At 60.2% G+C, this 21564-nt stretch carries 18 protein-coding genes; 11 read left to right on the top strand and 7 right to left on the bottom strand.

From position 1 onward, the window contains the following. Nucleotides 1–81: 81 nt before the first annotated feature. On the top strand, nt 82–1611 hold the full coding sequence (locus QN399_RS09330) for an MFS transporter (RefSeq protein WP_330200868.1): 1530 nt from the start codon (nt 82–84) through the stop codon (nt 1609–1611). 55 nt (nt 1612–1666) lie between these two features. Here the strand turns inward: QN399_RS09330 and QN399_RS09325 are convergent, their stop codons facing one another. Both QN399_RS09325 and QN399_RS09320 read right to left on the bottom strand, forming a co-directional pair. After that, complete coding sequence (locus tag QN399_RS09325; protein ID WP_322178565.1) at nt 1667–2806, bottom strand: glycerate kinase; 1140 nt, start codon at nt 2804–2806, stop codon at nt 1667–1669. A 117-nt stretch (nt 2807–2923) separates the two neighbouring features. Beyond that, a complete protein-coding gene (locus tag QN399_RS09320) occupies nt 2924–4027 on the bottom strand; it encodes a sugar diacid recognition domain-containing protein (protein WP_322178564.1) in 1104 nt (367 codons plus the stop codon). A gap of 228 nt (nt 4028–4255) precedes the next feature. On the opposite strand from QN399_RS09320, the gene QN399_RS09315 reads away from it, so the two are divergent. Next, nucleotides 4256–4909, top strand: coding sequence for a DUF1345 domain-containing protein (locus QN399_RS09315; protein ID WP_322178563.1), 654 nt, complete (start codon nt 4256–4258; stop codon nt 4907–4909). Nucleotides 4910–4996: 87 nt separating this feature from the next. Next, on the top strand, nt 4997–5962 hold the full coding sequence (locus tag QN399_RS09310; protein WP_330200867.1) for a D-2-hydroxyacid dehydrogenase family protein: 966 nt from the start codon (nt 4997–4999) through the stop codon (nt 5960–5962). Between the two features lie 31 nt (nt 5963–5993). Here the strand turns inward: QN399_RS09310 and QN399_RS09305 are convergent, their stop codons facing one another. Continuing rightward, nucleotides 5994–6476, bottom strand: coding sequence for a GNAT family N-acetyltransferase (locus tag QN399_RS09305; RefSeq protein ID WP_322178561.1), 483 nt, complete (start codon nt 6474–6476; stop codon nt 5994–5996). Nucleotides 6477–6628: 152 nt separating this feature from the next. Between QN399_RS09305 and QN399_RS09300 the strand changes: the two genes are divergently transcribed. Together QN399_RS09300 and QN399_RS09295 are read left to right on the top strand one after the other, a co-directional pair. Further along, a complete protein-coding gene (locus QN399_RS09300) occupies nt 6629–7531 on the top strand; it encodes a formate/nitrite transporter family protein (RefSeq protein WP_322178560.1) in 903 nt (300 codons plus the stop codon). 324 nt (nt 7532–7855) lie between these two features. Further along, nucleotides 7856–9073, top strand: coding sequence for an MFS transporter (locus tag QN399_RS09295; protein ID WP_322178559.1), 1218 nt, complete (start codon nt 7856–7858; stop codon nt 9071–9073). A 97-nt stretch (nt 9074–9170) separates the two neighbouring features. Here the strand turns inward: QN399_RS09295 and lpdA are convergent, their stop codons facing one another. Genes lpdA through QN399_RS09275 form a run of 4 tightly spaced genes read right to left on the bottom strand, consistent with a single transcriptional unit; the run spans nt 9171 to nt 14147 of the window. After that, nucleotides 9171–10562, bottom strand: coding sequence for a dihydrolipoyl dehydrogenase (lpdA, locus tag QN399_RS09290; protein WP_322178558.1), 1392 nt, complete (start codon nt 10560–10562; stop codon nt 9171–9173). A 2-nt stretch (nt 10563–10564) separates the two neighbouring features. Next, nucleotides 10565–11854, bottom strand: coding sequence for a dihydrolipoamide acetyltransferase family protein (locus QN399_RS09285; protein ID WP_322178557.1), 1290 nt, complete (start codon nt 11852–11854; stop codon nt 10565–10567). Then, entirely contained in the window at nt 11855–12913 is a 1059-nt protein-coding gene (locus QN399_RS09280) for an alpha-ketoacid dehydrogenase subunit beta (protein WP_322178556.1), read from the bottom strand. A 1-nt stretch (nt 12914) separates the two neighbouring features. Next, nucleotides 12915–14147, bottom strand: a complete 1233-nt coding sequence (locus QN399_RS09275; protein ID WP_322178555.1) for a 3-methyl-2-oxobutanoate dehydrogenase (2-methylpropanoyl-transferring) subunit alpha — start codon at nt 14145–14147, stop codon at nt 12915–12917. A 209-nt stretch (nt 14148–14356) separates the two neighbouring features. Between QN399_RS09275 and bkdR the strand changes: the two genes are divergently transcribed. The 6 genes from bkdR to QN399_RS09245 all read left to right on the top strand — a co-directional run bounded on the left by bkdR (nt 14357) and on the right by QN399_RS09245 (nt 21512). Further along, nucleotides 14357–14845: a Bkd operon transcriptional regulator BkdR gene (bkdR, locus tag QN399_RS09270; RefSeq protein WP_322178554.1), complete on the top strand. Its 489-nt coding sequence runs from the start codon at nt 14357–14359 to the stop codon at nt 14843–14845. 139 nt (nt 14846–14984) lie between these two features. Beyond that, nucleotides 14985–16448 carry a sigma-54 dependent transcriptional regulator gene (locus QN399_RS09265; RefSeq protein ID WP_322178553.1) on the top strand — a complete coding sequence of 488 codons (1464 nt, stop codon included), beginning with the start codon at nt 14985–14987 and terminating at the stop codon, nt 16446–16448. After that, nucleotides 16448–17455 carry a HupU protein gene (locus QN399_RS09260; protein ID WP_322178552.1) on the top strand — a complete coding sequence of 336 codons (1008 nt, stop codon included), beginning with the start codon at nt 16448–16450 and terminating at the stop codon, nt 17453–17455. The genes QN399_RS09265 and QN399_RS09260 overlap by 1 nt, the downstream gene beginning before the upstream one ends. Before the next feature lie 9 nt (nt 17456–17464). Then, nucleotides 17465–18922 carry a nickel-dependent hydrogenase large subunit gene (locus QN399_RS09255; RefSeq protein WP_330200866.1) on the top strand — a complete coding sequence of 486 codons (1458 nt, stop codon included), beginning with the start codon at nt 17465–17467 and terminating at the stop codon, nt 18920–18922. Nucleotides 18923–18936: 14 nt separating this feature from the next. Beyond that, nucleotides 18937–20262 (top strand): ATP-binding protein, encoded by a 1326-nt coding sequence (locus tag QN399_RS09250; RefSeq protein WP_330200865.1) that lies wholly within the window; start codon nt 18937–18939, stop codon nt 20260–20262. 179 nt (nt 20263–20441) lie between these two features. Beyond that, complete coding sequence (locus QN399_RS09245) at nt 20442–21512, top strand: HoxN/HupN/NixA family nickel/cobalt transporter (RefSeq protein WP_322178549.1); 1071 nt, start codon at nt 20442–20444, stop codon at nt 21510–21512. The last annotated feature ends 52 nt before the right edge of the window (nt 21513–21564 follow it).

Below are 21564 nucleotides of genomic sequence, written 5' to 3'. Positions count from 1 at the left end.
AAGTAACAAAGCGCCTAAGGCATTGCAATAAGCTTGCTAGCACGTTACCCATAAAGCAATCGTGTATCTGCGAGGAATGACATGAAAACGCCCAGCCCGCGCATGACTCTGTTGGCCGCCTCGGCGGTCTGCTCGCTTATCGTTCTTGACACCAATATTGTCGCCGTGACCTTGCCCAGTATTGCCCGTGACCTGGGGGCCAATTTCGCCGACATCGAATGGGTGGTCAGCGCCTACATGCTGGCCTTCGCCGCACTGCTATTGCCCGCAGGCAGCATTGCTGATCGTTTTGGCAGGAAGAAGACCCTACTCTGCGGCCTGGCGCTGTTCATTCTGGCCTCACTGGGCTGTGGCGCGGCGCCAAACATCCTCTTCCTCGACATTGCTCGAGCGATCAAAGGTGTAGGGGCCGCGCTGTTATTGACCTCGGCACTGGCGACTATCGGCCATGCGTTCCATGACGAGACCGAACGGGCCAAAGCCTGGGCGTTCTGGGGGGCCTGCATGGGCGTAGCCATGACCGCCGCGCCCACCGTGGGTGGTCTGATTGCCTCATTCGTGGGCTGGCGCTGGATTTTCTACCTGAACCTGCCGCTGGGCTTGCTGCTGGTGAGCATGGTATGGCGCAACATCGACGAGTCGCGCAACGAACAATCAGCGCGGCTCGACCCTTGGGGCAGTCTGGCGTTTAGCGGCAGTCTGCTGTGTCTTATCTGGGGCCTGATCGAGGCCAATCGCATTGGCTGGGACACTTCATTGACCACACTGCGCTTGCTGGCCGGCGTACTGTTGATGGTCCTGTTCGTGGTGGTTCAGCGGCTACAGCTTCGGCCTATGGTCGATCTGCAATTGTTCAAACACCCGCGGTTCGTTGGTGCGCTCCTGGGCATGTTCGCTTACGCAGGTTGTGCCCAAGTGATGATGACGCTATTACCGTTCTACTTGCAGAATGGCCTAGGGTTCACTGCCATCGCCTCCGGGCTGGGCATGTTGCCGTTCGCGCTGACCATGCTCACCTTCCCGAAGATCGGCACGCGGTTATCTCGCCTGTTATCGCCAGCCAGCATGATGGCCCTCGGGCTGACTCTGGTCGGTTGCGGCAACCTGCTAAGCGCCTGGGCGGTGTCGATGGGCGGCTACCTGAGCTTTGCCTGCGCCATCGCCGTCACCGGGGCTGGCGCAGGACTACTCAATGGCGATACCCAGAAGAACATCATGGCGTGCGTACCGCGTGACCGCGCAGGCATGGCGTCAGGAATGAGCACCACGATGCGTTTCAGCGCGATCATGCTCGCCATCGGTGTGTTCGGCGCCTTGTTGGCCAGCCACTCACAACAGGCCTTGACCCGTAGCCTGCAACTCAATGCTCCCGGTTGGCTGGCTCAGACTGATCACATCGTGTCCCGCGTGGTAGCCGGTGACATGGTCGCGGCGATGCAGCCGCTGACGGAGAATGCGCGGCTGATCGTCCAGCCGCTGGCGCAACAGGCATTTGTTTCAGGCTTCAGCACGGTCCTGTGGGTGGCCGGATTGATGGCGCTGCTTGGCGCCCTGCTGGTGGGCACCCTTATGCGCAACCCGATACCCGCGGTTCAGTTGAGTGCTGCATAAACCCTCATGACACCACTCTGTCGCGCAGCGAACTCGGTCGGGGAAGGAACACGCATCAGCGCGACACAGCCAGCCGCCAGACCCGCGCCAGATCACGAGCTCGATCATGCAACAAGCTCGCGGCGTTGCGACAGGCATAACCGAGCGTCATTGGGCCACTGGTCAACGCAAACGCCGCACTGATGCCATGCGCGTACAGATCGGCATAGCCCTCACCCAACGTCCCGGCCAACACGATCACCGGCACCCCCTTGCGCCGGGCAATGCGGGCGACACCGAACGGCGTTTTGCCACGCAGCGTCTGAGCATCAAAACAGCCTTCGCCGGTGATCACCAAATCGGCACCGTCCAGTGCATAGGCCAGGCCCACAAGGTCGGCCACCACCTCTACGCCAGGGCGAAAAGTCGCGTTCAGGTAAGCCTTGGCAGCGAAGCCCATGCCCCCTGCCGCCCCGCAACCGGGTTGGTCGCGCACGTCATGACCCAGAACCTGAGCCGAATGGTCGGCGAAATGCCCCAACGCGGCGTCCAGCTCCAGAACTTGCTGCGGGGATGCCCCCTTTTGTGGGCCAAAAATATGAGAGGCACCCTGCAGACCGCACAATGGGTTGTCGACATCCGCCGCAACCTCAAAGCGCACGTCACGCAAACGTGCATCAAGACCGCCCAGTTCGATCCGTTGTACCTGCGCCAAAGCCTGACCACTTGGAATCAGAGGCTGATCATTACCGTCGAGAAAACGCGCACCCAACGCCGACAGCATGCCACTGCCCGCATCATTGGTCGCGCTGCCGCCAATCGCCAGGATGATACGTTGCGCGCCAGCGTCCAGCGCCGCACGAATCAACTCGCCCGTGCCATGCGTGCTACTCAGGCAAGCGTCCCTTTGCTCAAGGGTCAGTAACTGCAAGCCGCTGGCCATGGCCATTTCAATGATTGCGGTCCGGGTCTGTTCCAGCCAGCCCCACTGAGCCTCGACCGCAACGCCCAACGGTCCGCTGACAGTGGTGCTCATCCACTGCCCATCACAGGCGGCCAGAACCGCTTCGATGGTGCCCTCACCGCCATCGGCCATCGGGCATTGAACCAACTCGGCGTCAGGCCAGACTTCGGCCAGGCCCCCGGCAATAGCATTGGCGACAGCCTGGGCACTCAGGCTGTCCTTGAAAGAGTCGGGTGCGATGACGATTTTCATGGGGGCTCCTATCCGTAATGAGTAGATGTTCTCACCCTAACCGACGTTTTCCGCCTGACCTTCGCCCAAGAAACGTAGGCAGTTATTGGTCATTGGACCAAAACAACATACTGGATTTTAGTCCGCAGTGATTCGAGGCGTCATTTGTACGCCCAGATACAGGCGCAACAAGTCGTCAGTTTTGTAGGGGTCGCAACCGCTGAGCTCCGCGACCTTTTCCAGTCGATAACGCAGGCTGTTGCGGTGAATGCCCAGCGCGTCTGCACAGGCCTGACTTTCGCCGCTGTAGTCGAACCAGCTGCGCAGGGTTTCCAGCAACTGCCCGCTGTTGCTTTCTTGCAGCCGGATGATCGGGGCGGCCACGCCTTGGGCGAGCCAATCGTTGCGATAACGCCAGAACAGCACGGCCGGACGATGAACGGCCAGACGCAACAGCCGCCGCTGCGGATGGACATGGCGGGCGTAATCGAGCAAATCACGCCCCGCAGCACAGGCCTGTTGCAACGTCGCCAGATCGGCCGATTGCTCGACCGTGACCATCCGCACCACGGGCCAGCCCTGCTCGTCGAACTGCTCCAGCAGCAGCGTATCGTCGCGTTCCTTGCCTGCGGCGCGGCACCAGTGCAACAACGTCGGCTCGCGCACCACACACCAACTATGGGCATAACGGGCGTTCAACCAAGTGGCAATCTGGCTGGCCGCAGGCGTTTGCGCAGGCAGCTCGATCAATACCGACTGACGCGGCAATTGCGGTTGCAGCCCCAAATGCTCGGCTTCGTCGACCTGGCTGTCGGGGCAGTCGACCAGCAACAACCGCGAAAGCAGGTCCTCGCTGCGCTGATGCCTCCACTGTTGATCCGCCTGCTGGCGCCGGTGCTCCATGAGCATCTCGGCGGTCATCTTCACCAGCTCGCCATAGACCCGGACCTCGTCCGGCTCACCGGTAATCCCCAGTACGCCCATCAATTTCTGGTCAAGCATCAGCGGCAGATTGACCCCCGGACGCACACCATTCAGATGCTTGGCCGTCTGCGAATCAATCTCCACCACCCGGCTGTTGGCCAACACCAACTGAGCACCTTCATGCCGGGTATACAACCGATCAGCCTCGCCACTACCAATAATGATGCCCAGACAGTCCATCACATTGACGTTGCACGGCAGGATCGCCATGGCACGGTCGACGATGTCCTGCGCAAGGTCGTGATCAAGAGCAAACATGGTGGACTCCGGAGAAGGTGGGTTGCGGTGAAGGTGTTTATAGAAACACTTTTAAATTAGATGGTGAGGAGTCTGCCTGGTTCGGTAAGTTGCAGAGCCTATAAGTTGCAAGTGCGGTAAGGCTATTCCCAACGTGGCGCGCGGCGCGGAATCACTTCCGCGCCGTTTTTTCTTCTGGCGCAGAGGCCGTGCTAAGGTTCGCCAAGACTCTGACCACGATGCCCTCAAATGCCCCATCTCGCCCACACCCACCCTCGCCTGACCGCTGCGGCACTGCTCGGTTGTGTCGGTGGTTTTCTTTCCAGCTACGTTGTTCCCGATCTCGCGCCCACCACCCAAATATTGATTGGCTGGAACGTTGGGGTGTGGACCTACCTGATCCTGATGATCTGGCTGACGTTTCGCGCACAAGCCGAGGACGTCAAACGCTTCGCTATGATCGAGGACGAAAATGCCGGACTGGTGTTGGCGACAGTATGCGTGGCGGCGATTGCCAGCCTTGCAGCGATTACCCTGGAACTGGCTGGCAGTAAAGACCTGAGCGTCCACATCAGGTTGCTGCATTACGGTTTTACCGGCCTGACCATTGTCGGTTCCTGGCTGCTCACCGGTGTAATATTCAGCCTGCATTACGCTCGCCTGTTCTACACCGCCACTACCAGTAAACCCCCTCTGCGCTTCGCCGATGGCGAGAAGAACCCGAACTATTGGGACTTTCTTTACTTCTCATTCACCATCAGTGTCGCGGTACAGACAGCAGACGTAGGGGTCGCAAGCCGAGACCTGCGCAAAACCGTACTGGCCCAATCACTGATTGGTTTTGTGTTCAACACCGCGATCCTGGGGTTCTCGATCAACATCGCTGCGGGGCTGTTTGGTTGAGCGGGACCCTGCTTCAATCGCAATCTACCTGGCGGCACTGTTAGTCTCACGAATAATTTCACTGTGTTTTTGGCGAGGAAAACCACAATGGCTGAACATTCCCTCTTACAGATCGCCGTGCTCGATGACTGGCAGTCGGTGGCGAGTAACGTGGTGGACTGGACCGTTCTCGACCTGATCGGCGAAGTCAGTTTTCTGCACGAGTTCCCGGCAGATACCGCCAGCATGGTGGCGCGCCTGGAGTCGTTTGACGTGGTGTGTGTCATGCGTGAGCGCACCCTGTTCAACGAAGCCTTATTGAGCCAGTTGCCGCGCCTGAAATTGTTGGTCACCGGTGGCATGCGCAATGCCGCAATCGACCTTCCGGCGGCTGCACGACTAGGCATTCAGGTGTGCGGCACTGACAGCTACAAGCATGCCGCCCCGGAAATGACCTGGGCCTTGATCATGGGAATTACCCGCAATCTGGTGGGCGAAGCCAACTCATTGCGCGACGGCGGCTGGCAGATCGGCCTGGGCGGCGATTTATACGGCAAGACCTTGGGGATTCTCGGTCTGGGCAGCATTGGTAATTGGATTGCACGCTATGGCCAGGCCTTTGGCATGCGGGTGATCGCCTGGAGCGAAAACCTCACGCCCGAGCGTGCCGCGGAATCGGGCGTGACGTACGTCAGCAAGCAAGCGCTGTTTGAACAGGCGGATGTATTGTCGGTGCACCTGGTGCTCAGCGACCGCAGTCGCGGGATGGTCGATGCACAGGCACTGAGCTGGATGAAGCCCTCCGCGTACCTGATCAACACCGCACGCGGCCCGATCATCGACGAAGCGGCATTGATCAATGCACTGCAACAACGCCGAATCGCCGGAGCGGCTCTGGATGTCTACGAACCTGAACCCCTGCCCGCTGACCATCCATTCCGGCACATGGACAACGTGCTGGCGACACCACACATCGGTTATGTCACCGAGAACAACTACCGGACATTCTTCAGCCAAATGATCGAAGACATCCAGGCATGGCACGGTGGCACACCGAGTCGGGTGCTTGGCTGATCATGACCGGCGGGGCAAGCGTGCGCAGCACCTACTCGCCTAACGCAAAGCTCTTCAGGGTTTCGCCGTCCAGCCGGTAGCGCACCCACTCATCCTGCGGCGCGGCGCCGATGGCTTTATAAAAATCGATAGCCGGTGTGTTCCAGTCCAGCACGCTCCATTCGAAACGACCACAACCGCTGTCGTATGCCAGCTTCGCCAGATGCCGGAGCATTTTCTTGCCCGCCCCGCCGCCGCGATGGCTGGCCGAGATGAACAGGTCTTCCAGGTACAAACCCTTGCGCCCCTGCCAGGTGGAATAGCTCAAGAAGTACACGGCGAAACCAATCGGTTCATCATTCTGCAGGCAGATCAGCGCCCGTGCTGGCGACGGCTCGTCAAACAGGCTGCGCTCGATGTCCGCCACACTGGCCAACACTTCATGCTCGGCCTTTTCGTAGATCGCCAGTTCGGTGATAAAACCCAGAATAACCCTGGCATCGGCCCTGGTCGCTTCGCGGATATGGATGCTCACGGTCACGCTCCTGAATTTGAACGGTTTTACTTAACGAAATGCTCTCACCCCGGAGGGCGAACGCTCAGCAGCGAATTGTGTCTCAACCATCAGTGCCGTGCAGCATTCGATGCACGACTTAGCGACATTACTAAATTCGACCCGAGGCGCTTATGGACAGTGAAAAAGATGGCAAGACCCCTGGTCTGTCCGCTGAAGAAGAAAGAGAGGTCGACAAAAACCAGCCCCCACGTGCCGCCGTGCTGCACGAAACCATTCGCCTCCAGGGTGATCAGGAGCTTGAGCGCAGCATCGCCGCTCTTTGGTGGTCGGCCCTCGCTGCTGGTCTGACCATGGGCTTATCGCTGATGGCCATGGGCCTGCTCGATGCTCGACTGCCCGAAGGCGATACCAGCAAAGTAATCGCCAGCCTGGGTTATTCGGCGGGGTTTCTTGCGGTAATTCTGGCACGTCAGCAGTTGTTCACCGAAAACACCCTGACCGCCGTGCTGCCGGTGATGACCAAACCAACGCTGGGCAACTTCGGCCGGCTCTTGCGTTTGTGGGGCGTGGTATTGATCGGCAACCTGACCGGCACCCTGTTGGTGGCCTACGTCATGCTGCACTTGCCGATTTTCGATGCAAAAACCGATGCAGCGTTTCTCGATATTGGCCGTAAGGTCATGGAAAACAACGTCAGCCAGATGTTCTCCAAGGGCATCATTTCCGGCTGGATGATCGCCACCATGGTCTGGATGATCCCGTCCATGGAGAGCGCAAAAATCTGGATCATCCTCCTCATCACCTACCTGATGGCGCTGGGCGATTTCACCCACATCGTCGTCGGTTCGGCCGAGGTTTCATACCTGGTGTTCGCCGGCCAACTGCCGTGGAAAGACTTCTGGCTGACCTTTGCCGGGCCGACCCTGGCTGGCAACATTATCGGCGGCAGTTTTATTTTCGCCCTGATCAGCCATGCCCAAATCCGCAGCGAAAGCGGTCCACCCAAGCAACGAGGAAGCAAGGACCTGGGTCAGCCTGACAAACACAAGAATGAAGAGATAAAGCGCGGATAAGAGCGCGCGCCTATCTGGAAACGGAGCGTCGCGCCTCAACGCCGCCAACGGAAAACTGTTCGGCAAAGGCGGCGCGGCGGAGCTGTTGGGGCTTAAACCTACAACCCTGGCTTCAAGGTTGAAGCGGTTGGACATTGAGTTGGAAGGCGGAAATAAAGGGTAAGCACCCCATCATTATTTTCAGGAATAGTCGCTATCACCCTCACCCCCCTTCTCACCTCGCGGCAGAACAATTAGCCTGCGCGCAATCTATTACCAGACAGCCTTTCGCGCGCATGTTGCAGGCGTGTTTGGTTCACTTGTCCGCCCGAGAACGCTTTTCTTATGAGTACCACGACCCAAACCCGCCACGCCGAGGCCCCCACTATGACGCGAGGCATGGTAATGCTGTTCGCGTTTTGCTGTGGCGCTATTGTCGGCAATATCTATTACGCCCAGCCCATCATCGAGCTGATTGCGCCCGACATCGGCCTGTCCAGCACCATGGCCAGCGTGATCGTGTCGCTGACTCAGATCGGCTACGCGCTTGGGCTGTTCTTCCTAGTGCCGTTGGGCGACCTGCTGGAGAACCGACGGTTGATGATCATGACCTCCCTGTTGGCCATCATCAGCTTGTTGGGCGCAGCGTTCAGTCAACAACCGAATGTGTTTTTGCTCGCGTCGTTGTTGGTGGGGTTCAGTTCAGTGTCGGTGCAAATCCTGATTCCGCTGGCGGCGCATCTAGCACCTGAGGAATCTCGGGGGCGGGTCGTTGGCGGGATCATGGGCGGGTTACTGCTGGGGATTCTGCTGGCACGGCCACTGTCCAGCGTGATCGCCGACCACTTCGGCTGGCGCGCGGTGTTTGTCTCGGCATCGGTACTAATGATGATCATCAGTGTGGTGCTTGCCACCACCATGCCCAAACGCCAACCTGACCATAGCGCCTCGTACGGGCAACTGCTGTTTTCACTGTGGACCTTGCTGCGTACGCAACCAGTTTTACGTCAGCGGGCGTTCTACCAAGGGCTGATGTTTGCTGCGTTCAGCTTGTTCTGGACCGCCGTACCGCTGGAGCTGGCACGCAACCATGGCCTGTCGCAGACACAGATCGCCTTGTTCGCGCTGGTCGGTGCCATCGGCGCGATCGCAGCGCCCATCAGTGGGCGTCTGGCCGATGCCGGACACACCCGCATTGCCAGCCTCGGGGCATTGGTTCTGGCTGCGTTGAGTTTCTTGCCGGCGCTGATTCACCCGATTTACAGCGTGATCGGACTGGCCGTGACCGGTGTGGTCCTGGACTTCTGCGTGCAGATGAACATGGTGTTGGGGCAGCGTGCGGTCTACGCCCTGGATGCCGCCAGCCGCAGCCGCCTGAATGCGCTGTACATGACCAGTATTTTCATCGGAGGGGCCTTCGGTTCGGCGATTGCCAGCGTGCTGTACGACCGCGGCGGCTGGCTATGGATCGTCGTTGCCGGCAGCGCGTTCCCGGTGGTTGCGTTGCTCAGTTTTCTGAAAGACGCTGCAGGCGAACGGCACGACGCTGTCATCGCTGACTGATCAGCGCATTGACCCGTCCGGAACATGAGGGCCGCCCGGCTCGAATGCCTTCGCGCACTACACTGCGCGTGCCGGGGTGCCCCACAGGTTCAGATCGTCAGAGATGCAACGCATGCCCCAGCGCACGTAGCGCCGCTTCCTGAACCGCTTCGCCGAGTGTCGGGTGGGCGTGGATGGTGCCTGCGATGTCTTCCAGGCGAGCGCCCATTTCCAGGGATTGGGCAAAGGCCGTAGACAGTTCCGACACGCCGACCCCGACGGCTTGCCAGCCGAGAATCAGGTGATTGTCACTTCGCGCGACCACCCGCACGAAACCGCTTTTCGATTCCAGGGTCATCGCCCGGCCGTTGGCAGCGAACGGGAAGTTGGCGACCAGCACGTCCAGTCCTTCGGCCTTGGCCTCCTGAGGCGTCTTGCCGACCACCACCAGCTCCGGGTCGGTAAAGCACACGGCGGCAATCGCCAGCGGATTGAACTCTCGGTGTTTGCCCGCGACCAGCTCCGCGACCATTTCGCCTTGAGCCATGGCGCGGTGAGCGAGCATCGGCTCCCCCGCCAAGTCGCCAATGGCCCAGACATTACGCATGCTGGTCTGGCAACGCTCGTCGATCTTGATCGCCGCGCCGTTCATGTCCAACGCCAGGGCTTCAAGGTTCCAGCCTTGGGTGTGCGGACGACGACCGACAGCGACCAACACCTGATCAGCTTCCAGCTCGAGGGTCTCGCCCTCTGGATTACGCACCTGCAAGGTCTGCGTGACGGGGTCGAAACCTTCGACGCTGTGTTGCAGGTACAGCTTCACACCCAGGGTTTTCAGGGTCTCGGCAATCGGCTGGGTCAGTTCCTGATCGTAAGCCGGCAAGATCCGGTCGCGAGCCTCGACCACGCTGACGTCCGCGCCCAGCTTGCTGTAGGCAATGCCCAACTCCAGGCCAATATAACCGGCACCGACCACGATCAAACGCTTGGGGATGGCGCTGGGTGTCAGCGCTTCAGTGGACGAAATGATCGGCCCACCGAGGGGCAGCATCGGCAGATTGACCGAGGTCGATCCGGTGGCCAGCAGCAGGTGCTCGCACTGAATACGCATGCCAGCGCCTTCAACCTCGACGGTCTTGCCGTCAATGATCCGCGCCCAGCCGTGAATGACCTGAACCTTGTTTTTCTTCAGCAACGCCGCGACGCCCGAGGTCAAGCGGTCAACGATGCCGTTCTTCCAGTTCACGCTTTGGCCAATGTCCAGGGTGGGCGGCTGGACACTGATACCCAGCGCCGAGCCTTGACTGAAGCGCGTGGTCTGATGGAACTGTTCCGCGACGTGGATCAGCGCCTTGGACGGTATGCAGCCGACGTTCAGGCAGGTGCCACCCAGTGTCTGGCCTTCGATCAAAATAGTCGGTATGCCCAACTGCCCGGCACGGATCGCCGCGACATAACCGCCGGGGCCGCCGCCGATGATCAGCAAGGTGGTGCTCAGAGTCTGCTGCATGATTACTCCACAAACAGGGTGGCGGGTTGTTCGAGCAAGCCGCGAATGGCCTGGATGAATTGCGCCGCGTCCATGCCATCGACCACGCGATGGTCGAAGGAGCTGGAGAGGTTCATCATTTTTCGAATCACGATCTGGCCTTTAATCACCATTGGCCGCTCGACGATGCGATTGACCCCGACGATGGCCACTTCCGGCAGATTAAGTACCGGCGTACTGACGATGCCGCCCAATGCGCCGAGGCTGGTCAAGGTAATCGTGGAGCCGGACATCTCGTCGCGACTGGCTTTGCCTGTACGTGCAGCGCTGGCGAGCCGGGAGATCTCCTCAGCGTTGGCCCACAGACTGCGGGCTTCGGCGTGACGGATTACCGGCACCATCAGACCGTTATCGCTTTGGGTCGCAACACCGACATGCACCGCGCCGTGACGAGTGATGATTTGCGCTTCATCGTCGTAGCGAGCGTTGATCTGCGGGAAGTCGCGCAGAGCCACCACCATCGCGCGTACAAGAAATGGCAACAGCGTCAGTTTGCCGCGACTGGCGCCCCATTTTTCGTTGAGGTGGACACGCAGTTCTTCGAGCGCGGTGACGTCCACTTCTTCGACATAACTGAAGTGCGCCGCACGGCGGGTGGCGTCTTGCATGCGTTGGGCGATTTTGCGTCGCAAGCCGATCACTGGGATCTGCTGTTCGTCATTGCGCTCGGCGTAAGCGGCTGCGGGGGCTGCACTGGCCTGCTGGCTCTGCTCGATATACGCGTCCAGATCTTCATGCCGAATAATGCCGGCCGGACCACTGCCCTGCACAAAACGCAATTCAATACCGGCATCCAGGGCACGCTTGCGCACGGCTGGCGAGGCTAACGGACGATCATTGGCCTGCCGAGTAGACCGGGCTTCCAGCGAGCGTTTTACACCGGGGACAGGCGCGGCTTGAGGTTTGGCTTCAGCCACGACGCTGACATCGACCTTGGGCGGGGCGACAAGCACGGGCTCACGGGCGGATTCGGCCACGGCACCCGAGGCGGTCTCCTTGAGGTTACCGGCGCCTTCGACTTCGATCCGAATCAGCTCACTGCCTACGGCCATGACTTCACCGGGCTGCCCGCCGAGGGCGATCACCTTGCCATGTACCGGGGACGGGATATCGACCATCGCCTTGTCGGTCATGACATCGGCCAGCACCTGGTCTTCAACGACCATATCGCCGACCTTGACGTGCCACTGAGACAATTCAACTTCTGCAATGCCTTCACCAATGTCCGGCATTTTAATAACGTGCGTGCCCATTCAGACCTCCATGACCCGTTTCAAAGCCGCACCCACTCGGGATGGACCGGGGAAATACGCCCACTCTTGAGCATGAGGATAAGGGGTATCCCATCCGGTGACGCGCTCGATAGGTGCTTCCAGATAGTGGAAGCAGTGTTCTTGCACCAACGCCACCAGTTCAGCGCCAAAGCCGCAGGTGCGCGTGGCTTCGTGAACCACCACACAGCGACCGGTTTTCTTCACCGAATTGACAATGGTTTCCAGGTCCAGCGGCCAGAGGCTGCGCAGATCGATGACTTCAGCGTCAATGCCGGTTTCCTCGGCCGCCACTTGAGACACATACACAGTGGTGCCATAGGTCAGCACGGTGACGTCGTTGCCGGGGCGGGCAATCGCCGCCACGTCCAGCGGCACTTTGTAATAACCGTCAGGCACGGCACTCGCCGGGTGTTTCGACCACGGCGTTACCGGGCGGTCGTGGTGACCATCGAACGGGCCGTTATACAGGCGTTTGGGTTCAAGAAAAATCACCGGATCATCATTCTCGATGGAGGCGATCAACAGGCCCTTGGCGTCATAGGGGTTGGACGGCATGACCGTGCGCAAACCGCAGACTTGGGTGAACATCGCCTCAATGCTTTGGCTGTGAGTCTGACCGCCATAAATGCCGCCACCGCAGGGCATGCGCAGGGTCAATGGGGCGGTGAACTCGCCGGCCGAGCGATAGCGCAAACGTGCGGCTTCAGAAATGATCTGATCCGACGCCGGGTAAACGTAATCGGCGAACTGAATCTCGACCACTGGCCGCAATCCGTAAGCCCCCATGCCCACCGCGACGCCGACGATCCCGCTTTCGGAGATCGGCGCATCGAACACTCGCGAGGTGCCATATTTGCCTTGCAGGCCTTCGGTGCAGCGAAAAACGCCGCCGAAATAGCCCACGTCCTGGCCGAACACAACCACGTTATTGTCACGCTCAAGCATGATGTCCATGGCCGAGCGCAAGGCCTGGATCATGGTCATGGTGGTTGTGGTCATGGCGGTTTCCAACTGAATATTATTGTTGTGATCGTTCATGTCAGATCCCCAGTTGCTGGCGCTGCAGGCGTAGGTGCTCCGGCATCTCTTTATAGACGTCTTCGAAGATGGTCGCGGCGCTGGGCATTTGCCCGCCCGCCAAGGTGCCGTAGCGTTCGGCTTCTTTCTGCGCAGCGATGATTTCGGCTTCGAGCTCGGCGCTGGTGGCCGCGTGCTCCTCTTCGGACCATTGGCCGATGCGGATCAGGTGTTGCTTGAGGCGCATGATCGGGTCGCCCAACGGGAAGTGACTCCAGTCATCGGCCGGACGGTATTTGGACGGATCATCCGACGTCGAGTGCGGGCCGGCACGGTAGGTCACCCACTCGATCAGAGTCGGGCCCAGGTTGCGTCGTGCGCGTTCAGCCGCCCAGGCCGAGGCCGCGTAGACCGCCACGAAATCGTTGCCATCCACCCGCAACGAGGCAATACCGCAGCCCACACCGCGACCGGCAAAAGTCGTTGCTTCGCCGCCGGCAATGGCCTGGAAGGTAGAGATGGCCCATTGATTGTTGACCACGTTGAGGATTACTGGCGCACGGTAGACGTGGGCGAACGTGAGGGCGGTGTGGAAATCCGATTCGGCGGTGGCGCCATCGCCGATCCAGGCCGACGCGATTTTAGTATCGCCCTTGATCGCCGACGCCATGCCCCAGCCAACCGCCTGGACGAATTGGGTGGCCAGATTGCCGGAGATGGAGAAAAATCCGAAGTCACGTACTGAGTACATGATCGGCAGCTGCCGACCTTTGAGGGGGTCGCGTTCGTTGGACAGCAGTTGGCAAATCAGATCCACCAACGGCACTTCGCGGGCCATCAGGATGCTTTGCTGACGATAGGTTGGAAAACACATGTCGGTTACGTTCAATGCCAAAGCCTGGGCGCTGCCAATGGCCTCTTCGCCAAGACTCTGCATGTAGAACGACATTTTCTTCTGGCGCTGGGCAACGACCATGCGGTTGTCGAAAATCCGCGTCTTGAGCATGGCACGCATGCCTTTACGCAGGATTTCGACAGAAACGCCTTCAGCCCATGGGCCGAGTGCCTGACCTTGATCGTCGAGCACCCGAATCAGGCCTTTGGCGAGGTCAGCGGTATCGGACGGTTCGACATCAATCGGGGGCTTGCGGACGAGACCGGCATCGTTCAGATGCAGGTACGAAAAATCGGTTTTACAGCCTGGACGGCCAGAAGGTTCAGGAACGTGCAGGCGCAGGGGTTCGTATTCGTTCATGGGCTTTCTCTACGCTCGCTTTTGTCATGTGTTTTTGTTGGGCGCTGGAGCTTGTTCAATCATTGGACGCCGATATCCCCTTTGGAAAATCTTGTCCTACACAAATCATAGGCCTGAGCGTGGAGAATATTTTTCTCAACTTCGTTGCGTGCGGAGCCATTTAAAGATATCTATTCTGAATAAATAGAATAAACAGGCGTATTTGTCTCATGAGAAAGCTTGATCGTACTGACATAGGGATTCTCAACAGTCTTCAAGAGAATGCCAGAATCACCAATGCCGACCTCGCACGCTCCGTCAATCTCTCCCCTACCCCCTGCTTCAATCGGGTCAAGGCGATGGAAGACCTGGGGCTCATCCGGCAACAAGTCACCCTGCTGGACCCGGAACTATTAGGACTGCACGTCAACGTGTTTATCCATGTCAGCCTGGAAAAGCAGGTTGAGGAAGCCTTGCACGAGTTCGAAGAGGCCATCGCCAATCGTCCCGAAGTGATGGAGTGCTATTTGATGGCGGGCGACCCAGATTATTTGATCCGGGTGCTGGTGCCGACCATTCAGGCACTGGAGCGTTTTTTGCTGGATTTCCTGACCAAAGTGCCAGGAGTGGCCAACATTCGCTCCAACTTCGCGCTCAAGCAGGTGCGCTACAAAACGGCGTTGCCATTGCCAGCCAATGGGCTGAGTCTGGAGCGTTAGTGAGCCTGGTACGGACGCTTGTCAGCGTCTGACCCGCTGCAAACGAACCGCCCGTCAGCCACGGCCGTGTTACTATCGCCCCTCATTCGCAGCCGTCTGGCATCGTCGTGAAATCTTCTCTTCTCTTCTTTTTTTGCCCATGACCTCGACGTCCGATACCCAACCCGACTTGCCGACAATTCTTGTTGTCGATGACGAGTTGCGCTCGCGGGAGTCGCTGTGTCGGGTGCTGAATCAAGAGTTTGAAGTGCTCCTGGCCGACTCGGCGATCGAGGCCCGCAAGCTGCTCGAAGAGCACCCGGTCTCGGTGATTATCTGCGACCAGCGCATGCCCGGCATGAGTGGCATCGAGTTCCTCCAGGAAGCTCGCGAGCGCTGGCCGGAAGTCGTGCGTATTGTTCTTTCCGGCTACACCGATTCGGAAGACATCATCAACGGCATCAACCTCGCCGGGATCTATCAGTATCTGCTCAAACCCTGGTTACCGGAGCACTTGCTGAGCACCGTACGCAACGCGGTGGAAAGCCAGGCCCTACAAAATCATATGCAACGACTGGATCTGGAGCTGCGCGCCGGCACGCCAGTGTTGCGACGGCGCAACCAGGAGACCCTTTCCAGGGTCCGTGAAACCTTCGACTTTTCACGCATTGTGCGCGCCGTTGGCGGACCGCTGGATGCGCTCTGTGAAATGGCCGCGCGCGTTGCCCGCTACGACCTTCCAGTGCTGCTGCTGGGTGAGTCGGGCACCGGCAAGGAACTGCTGGCTCGCGGCATTCACTATGCCAGCCCGCGAGCGGCCAACGCGTTTGTCATGGAGAACTGCGCGGCGCTGCCCGACACCCTGCTTGAGTCCGAGCTTTTCGGTCACAAGCGTGGCGCCTTCACCGGCGCCCACCAGGATCACATCGGCCTGTTCCAGAGGGCAAACGGCGGCACCCTGCTGCTCGACGAGATCGGTGATACCTCACCGGCGTTTCAGGTCAAGTTATTGCGGGTTCTGCAAGAAGGCGAGCTGCGTCCGGTCGGCGCGTCCAGCACAGTGCGAGTCGACGTTCGGGTCATTGCCGCGACCCACCGCGACCTTGAAGAGGACGTGCGCGCCGGACGTTTCCGTAGCGATCTTTATTACCGGCTGGCGGGCGTCAGCCTGGCGCTGCCGCCACTGCGCGAACGCAGCGCTGACGTATTACCGATTGCCAACAAGTTGCTGGATGACGCCCGCCAGGAACTCGATTTACCCGAATTGAACTTCGCCAACGATGCCTTGGCCAGCCTGATCGGCTATTCCTGGCCCGGTAATATCCGCGAACTGCGCAACGAGATTTACCGCGCCGCCGCCTTGTCCGATGGCGCGCAAATCAACGCGCGGGCCTTCTCCTGGCGCGTATTGCAAGGCCAGGCCAGACTTGCCCTGTCCACCAGTACACCGACCTCAAGCCCAAGCGGGACACTGCAAGAGCAACTCGACGCCATTGAGGCAACCCTGTTAAAAGAGTCGCTGTTGCGTCATCGCTGGAACAAGACCCACGCGGCCCGTGAGTTGGGCCTGTCCCGCGTAGGCTTGCGGCAGAAACTGCGCCGCTTCGGTTTGGAGGAGTCCTGATGAAAGACAACGCGTTCAACGTGCTTTGGCTGCAATCGGGTGGCTGTGGGGGCTGCACGATGTCGCTGCTGTGCGCCGACACTCAGGACTTCGCAGGCATGTGGCGCAGTGCCGGAATCGAACTGCTCTGGCACCCGTCGCTGTCGCTGGAAACCGGCGACGAAATGGTCAGTATCCTCAACGACTGCTTGCAGGGACGTACCCGTCTCGACGCGCTGTGTATCGAAGGCTCCATGCTTCGCGGCCCCAACGGCACCGGGCGCTTTCACATGCTGGCCGGCACGGGTCGGGCAATGATCGACTGGGTTCGGGACCTGGCCGAAGTAGCCGAATACACCTTGGGCATCGGTACCTGCGCCGCGTATGGCGGCATCACCGCTGCCGGTAATAACCCGACGGACGCCTGCGGCTTGCAATACGACGGCCATCGCCTGGGCGGCTTGCTGGGTGCCGATTACCGTTCACGTCGCGGCCTGCCGGTGATCAACGTTGCCGGATGCCCGACTCACCCTGGCTGGGTCACCGACACCCTCATGTCACTGGCCGCCGGCCTGTTCGCCGAGCCCGACCTGGACATCCTGGGGCGGCCGCGCTTCTACGCCGATCAGTTGGTTCACCACGGCTGCACGCGTAACGAGTTCTACGAATACAAGGCCAGCGCCGAGAAACCTTCGGACCTCGGCTGCATGATGGAAAACCTCGGCTGCAAGGGCACCCAGGCCCACGCTGATTGCAATACGCGCTTGTGGAACGGCGAAGGCTCCTGCACCCGTGGCGGCTATGCCTGCATCAACTGCACCGCCCCTGGTTTCGAAGAACCGGGGCATGCGTTCAACCTCACGCCCAAGGTGGCAGGCATTCCCATCGGCCTGCCAACCGACATGCCCAAAGCCTGGTTTGTCGCCCTGTCAGCGCTGTCCAAATCGGCAACGCCCAAGCGGGTCAAGCAGAACGCCACGTCCGACCATCAACTCATCGCGCCCGTTGTGCTTATCCCACGGCGTTAGGAAAGCCTTATGTCACGTCTGGTGGTGGGTCCTTTCAATCGTGTCGAAGGTGACCTCGAAGTGCAGCTTGAGGTGGAAGACGGCCGCGTGCGTTCGGCGCAGGTCAACGCCACCATGTTTCGCGGCTTCGAGCAAATACTGCTACAACACGCCCCGCTTGATGCGCTGGTCTATGCCCCACGTATCTGTGGGATTTGCTCGGTATCGCAGTCGATTGCCGCCGCCCGTGCACTGGCCTCACTGGCTGGCGTGCAACCGCCTGACAACGGTCTGCTGACGATTAATCTCATGGCGGCGACAGAGAACCTCGCTGACCACCTGACTCATTTCTATTTATTTTTCATGCCCGACTTCGTGCGCCCGGCGTATGCAGAACGACCGTGGTACGCGGCGGCTCAGGCGCGCTTTACGCCGGGCCAGGGCAGCCAGCAACGTCTGGCGGTGTCCGCCCGCAAACGCTGGCTGGATCTGATCGGCACCCTGGGCGGAAAGTGGCCGCACACTGGCTCCATCCAGCCCGGCGGCTCGACCCGTGCCATTGATGCGGCCGAACGCCTGCGTTTGCTGACACGGGTGCGCGAGTTCCGCCAATTTCTCGAAACCGAGCTGTTCGCCACCCCACTGGAGCGCATCGTCGGGCTTGGCAGCGAAAACGAACTTTGGGCCTGGCAGGCAGAAGCGCCAGGCCAAGGCGATCTGCGCCAGTTCCTCGATATCACGCTGGACAGCGGTCTGGAGCATCTCGGTCCGGGACCGGGGCTCTACCTGTCCTATGGCGCCTATCCGCAGCCCGACGGACATATGGTGTTCCCACAAGGCCTGTGGAACGCTGCTACGCAGCGGGTAGAAAGCCTGGAGCTGGCGGATATCAGCGAGGACGCCGCCCACGCCTGGCTGGATGACAGCGGCGGCCCGCTGCATCCGGCCCAAGGCCAAACCGAACCGCTGGCAGAAAAACCTGCCGCCTATACCTGGAACAAGGCCCCACGACTGGCAGGCGCCGTGCTCGAAACCGGCGCCTTGGCCCGTCAACTGATCGCGGGTCAACCGTTGCTGCGCGACGCTGTCGCCCGCTGCGGGGCAACCGTCTACACCCGTGTACTGGCTCGGCTGGTGGAACTGGCCCGTGTAGTGCCGCTGATGGAGCAGTGGCTGATGGCCCTGCGCCCCGGCGAACCCTATTATCGCGCCGCAGAACTGCCCGACAACGGCAGCGCCGTGGGCCTCACTGAAGCGGCGCGCGGCGCCCTCGGCCATTGGCTTCGGGTCGAGCACGGACGCATCGCCAGCTACCAGATCATCGCGCCGACCACCTGGAATTTTTCCCCGCGTGACGCTCAGGGTCGGCCCGGTGCACTGGAGCAAGCCCTTGAGGGCGCACCCGTGCTGCCCGGCGAGAAAACGCCGGTTGCGGTGCAGCATATCGTTCGTTCTTTCGACCCGTGCATGGTTTGCACGGTGCATTGAACCAGGAGAACGTCATGGCGCGCAAAGCAGCGCCCGGCAACCTCGACGAGGACGCCTGGCTGGAAGTAATCGGCAAGATGGATGAAGTCTATTCACAGCTGGTGCAGGACGAAATCGCCCTGGAAGAAAAGAATGCCGAGCTGGAACAGTCGCAGCAGTTCATCGCCGGGCTGCTGTCGTCCATGTCCGACGTGCTACTGGCCTGCGACCCGGACGGACGCATCGAAGAATCCAACAATGCCCTGCGCACACTGGTAGGACGCGACGAACAGACACTGCTCGGCAGCCCGGTCTATGCCTTGCTGGCCGACGCGCGAAGTGACGAACAGCTGCGCGAGACATTGGCCGGGTTGCGCAGACCCAATGCCAGCGCCAGCCTCGAACTGAATTTCAAGGACGCCCTCGGCGCGCCGCTCCCCGTAGACATCAGCTGCACCGTGCGCAGTACTGGCAACGGACGCTGCATCGGTCACGTGCTGGTGGGGCGCCCGCTGGGTGAGCTGAAACACGCCTACCGCCAGTTGCACGAAGCCCACGAAGCCCTTAAGCGCACCCAGCAACAACTGCTGCATGCGGAGAAAATGGCCTCCCTCGGTCGGTTGGTCGCCGGGGTCGCCCACGAACTGAACAACCCAATCAGCTTCGTACTCGCCAATGCCCATGTTCTGGGGGGTTACCGAGAGCGTCTTGAGCAGTATCTGGAGGCGGTCAACGCCGACGAACCACGGGAGATACGTGAAGCCCTGCGCCGACAGTTGCGCATTGACCCACTGCTGGCCGACCTGCCGTCGCTGATCGAAGGTACGCTGGAAGGCGCGCAACGGACCGCCGACATTGTCAGCGCGCTGAAGCGCTTTTCGGCGGTGGATCGCGAGACGCTGGGCGAGGTTGCGCTGAACGAAGTAATCGAGCGGGCCATTCACTGGATCACCCGCGGCATCGCACCAGATCTGCGCGTGCACTGGCACCCCGAAGGTGCACCTTGTGTGCACGGCAACAGCGGGCAGTTGCTGCAAGTGCTGATGAACCTGATGCAAAACGCCTACGACGCCGCCCAGGCTGCCGAGCGCGAAACACCGGAAGTGTGGATAAGCGTCGAACAGGAACCCGGCTGGGTCACCCTGCGCCTGCGCGACAACGGCAGCGGCATTGCCGCAGAACATCTGACCCAAGTGTTCGACCCCTTCTTCAGCACCAAACCGGTTGGCAAGGGCACAGGCCTGGGGCTGTCGATCAGCTACAGCATTGTCGAACGCTGCGGTGGCCGTCTGATCGCAGGCAATCATCCTAAAGGCGGGGCCGAGTTCACCCTGATCATCCCCAGCCAGTCCGCTGACTAAGCGCAGACGCGCCTAGCGCCACTGCAAAGCGAGTATCCGTTTACCCACGAACAGTGCAAGAACAGTGTCCAGCGCACGGCACACAAACACGGCTGCAGCGCGTTCGAACAGGGCTGGCACAGGGTTTGTATGACATTCTCTTTGATTTCCAGCCAGCCCCCCTTCCTTGCGGAGTACCCATGCCTGTATCCAACGCCGCCGGAACCGCCAAAAGCGCGGCACCTTTGATCTTCAAGCGCCACGTGGTGATGATTTTCGGTGGCCTGCTCGCCGTCAATCTTATGGCCTGGCTCTGGGCCTTCATTGCCTTCCGCGACTACCCGTTGCTGCTCGGCACCGCGTTCCTCGCCTACAGCTTCGGCCTGCGTCATGCCGTCGATGCGGACCATATCGCCGCCATCGATAATGTCACTCGCAAGCTGATTCAAGAGGGTCAACAGACCGCCACCGTGGGCCTGTTCTTTTCCTTGGGACACAGCACCATCGTGATCCTCGCGACCTTGGTCATCGCCTTGACCGCCTCGACGTTCAAGGCGGACATTGAGGCGTTCCACGGTATCGGTGGCCTGATTGGCACCTCGGTTTCCGCCGTCTTCCTTCTATTGGTGGCGCTGATAAACCTGATCATCCTGCGCTCGGTGTACCTGGCTTTTCGCCGGGTTCGGCGCGGCGAGCGGGTCGGCGAACAAGAGATGAATGCAATGCTGGCGGGCGGCGGCCTGATTGCGCGACTGGTACGCCCACTGTTCGGCCTGATCAGCCGCAGCTGGCACCTTTACCCACTAGGCTTTCTGTTTGGCCTGGGCTTCGATACCGCCACGGAAATAGGTTTGCTGGGCATTTCAGCGGCACAGGCTTCGCAGGACTTGCCCATCTGGTCGATCCTGGTCTTCCCCGCGCTGTTCACCGCTGGCATGGCGCTGGTCGATACCGCCGACAGCGTGATGATGACCGGCGCCTACCACTGGGCGCTGATCAAACCTGCGCGCAAGCTCTACTACAACCTGACCATCACCTCGGTCTCGGTGTTGGTGGCGCTGCTGGTGGGTGGCCTGGAAGTGCTGCACCTGATTGCCTCGCGCCTGGGTCTGGAAGGTGGCGCATGGGACGTTATCGCGTCCCTGAACGACGACTTCGGCTTGATCGGCTACCTGATCATCGGGCTCTTCATCCTCACGTGGACCCTCTCCCTGCTGTTCTACCGTCTTAAAGGCTACGACCGGCTGGACCTCGACTACCCTGCGGCTTAAAGCGGGTCCCCGCCTGACAAACAGGTCGGAGCCTTCGGGGCAGCGTTGGCTG

Source organism: Pseudomonas sp. 10C3, assembly GCF_036346185.1.
In the GTDB taxonomy this organism is placed as follows: domain Bacteria; phylum Pseudomonadota; class Gammaproteobacteria; order Pseudomonadales; family Pseudomonadaceae; genus Aquipseudomonas.
The sequence above is the reverse complement of the archived record's forward strand: the minus strand, read 5'-3'. Positions and strand labels throughout refer to the sequence as shown.

Excerpts from the sequence above, each read along its gene's own strand:
- QN399_RS09250 (WP_330200865.1), top strand. The coding sequence starts at position 18,937 with ATGGCGCGCAAAGCAGCGCCCGGCAACCTCGACGAGGACGCCTGGCTG.
- QN399_RS09280 (WP_322178556.1), bottom strand. The coding sequence starts at position 12,913 with ATGAACGATCACAACAATAATATTCAGTTGGAAACCGCCATGACCACA.
- QN399_RS09300 (WP_322178560.1), top strand. The coding sequence starts at position 6,629 with ATGGACAGTGAAAAAGATGGCAAGACCCCTGGTCTGTCCGCTGAAGAA.
- QN399_RS09310 (WP_330200867.1), top strand. The coding sequence starts at position 4,997 with ATGGCTGAACATTCCCTCTTACAGATCGCCGTGCTCGATGACTGGCAG.
- bkdR (WP_322178554.1), top strand. The coding sequence starts at position 14,357 with ATGAGAAAGCTTGATCGTACTGACATAGGGATTCTCAACAGTCTTCAA.
- QN399_RS09315 (WP_322178563.1), top strand. The coding sequence starts at position 4,256 with ATGCCCCATCTCGCCCACACCCACCCTCGCCTGACCGCTGCGGCACTG.
- QN399_RS09285 (WP_322178557.1), bottom strand. The coding sequence starts at position 11,854 with ATGGGCACGCACGTTATTAAAATGCCGGACATTGGTGAAGGCATTGCA.
- QN399_RS09260 (WP_322178552.1), top strand. The coding sequence starts at position 16,448 with ATGAAAGACAACGCGTTCAACGTGCTTTGGCTGCAATCGGGTGGCTGT.
- lpdA (WP_322178558.1), bottom strand. The coding sequence starts at position 10,562 with ATGCAGCAGACTCTGAGCACCACCTTGCTGATCATCGGCGGCGGCCCC.
- QN399_RS09320 (WP_322178564.1), bottom strand. The coding sequence starts at position 4,027 with ATGTTTGCTCTTGATCACGACCTTGCGCAGGACATCGTCGACCGTGCC.
- QN399_RS09245 (WP_322178549.1), top strand. The coding sequence starts at position 20,442 with ATGCCTGTATCCAACGCCGCCGGAACCGCCAAAAGCGCGGCACCTTTG.
- QN399_RS09255 (WP_330200866.1), top strand. The coding sequence starts at position 17,465 with ATGTCACGTCTGGTGGTGGGTCCTTTCAATCGTGTCGAAGGTGACCTC.
- QN399_RS09295 (WP_322178559.1), top strand. The coding sequence starts at position 7,856 with ATGAGTACCACGACCCAAACCCGCCACGCCGAGGCCCCCACTATGACG.
- QN399_RS09325 (WP_322178565.1), bottom strand. The coding sequence starts at position 2,806 with ATGAAAATCGTCATCGCACCCGACTCTTTCAAGGACAGCCTGAGTGCC.
- QN399_RS09265 (WP_322178553.1), top strand. The coding sequence starts at position 14,985 with ATGACCTCGACGTCCGATACCCAACCCGACTTGCCGACAATTCTTGTT.
- QN399_RS09330 (WP_330200868.1), top strand. The coding sequence starts at position 82 with ATGAAAACGCCCAGCCCGCGCATGACTCTGTTGGCCGCCTCGGCGGTC.
- QN399_RS09275 (WP_322178555.1), bottom strand. The coding sequence starts at position 14,147 with ATGAACGAATACGAACCCCTGCGCCTGCACGTTCCTGAACCTTCTGGC.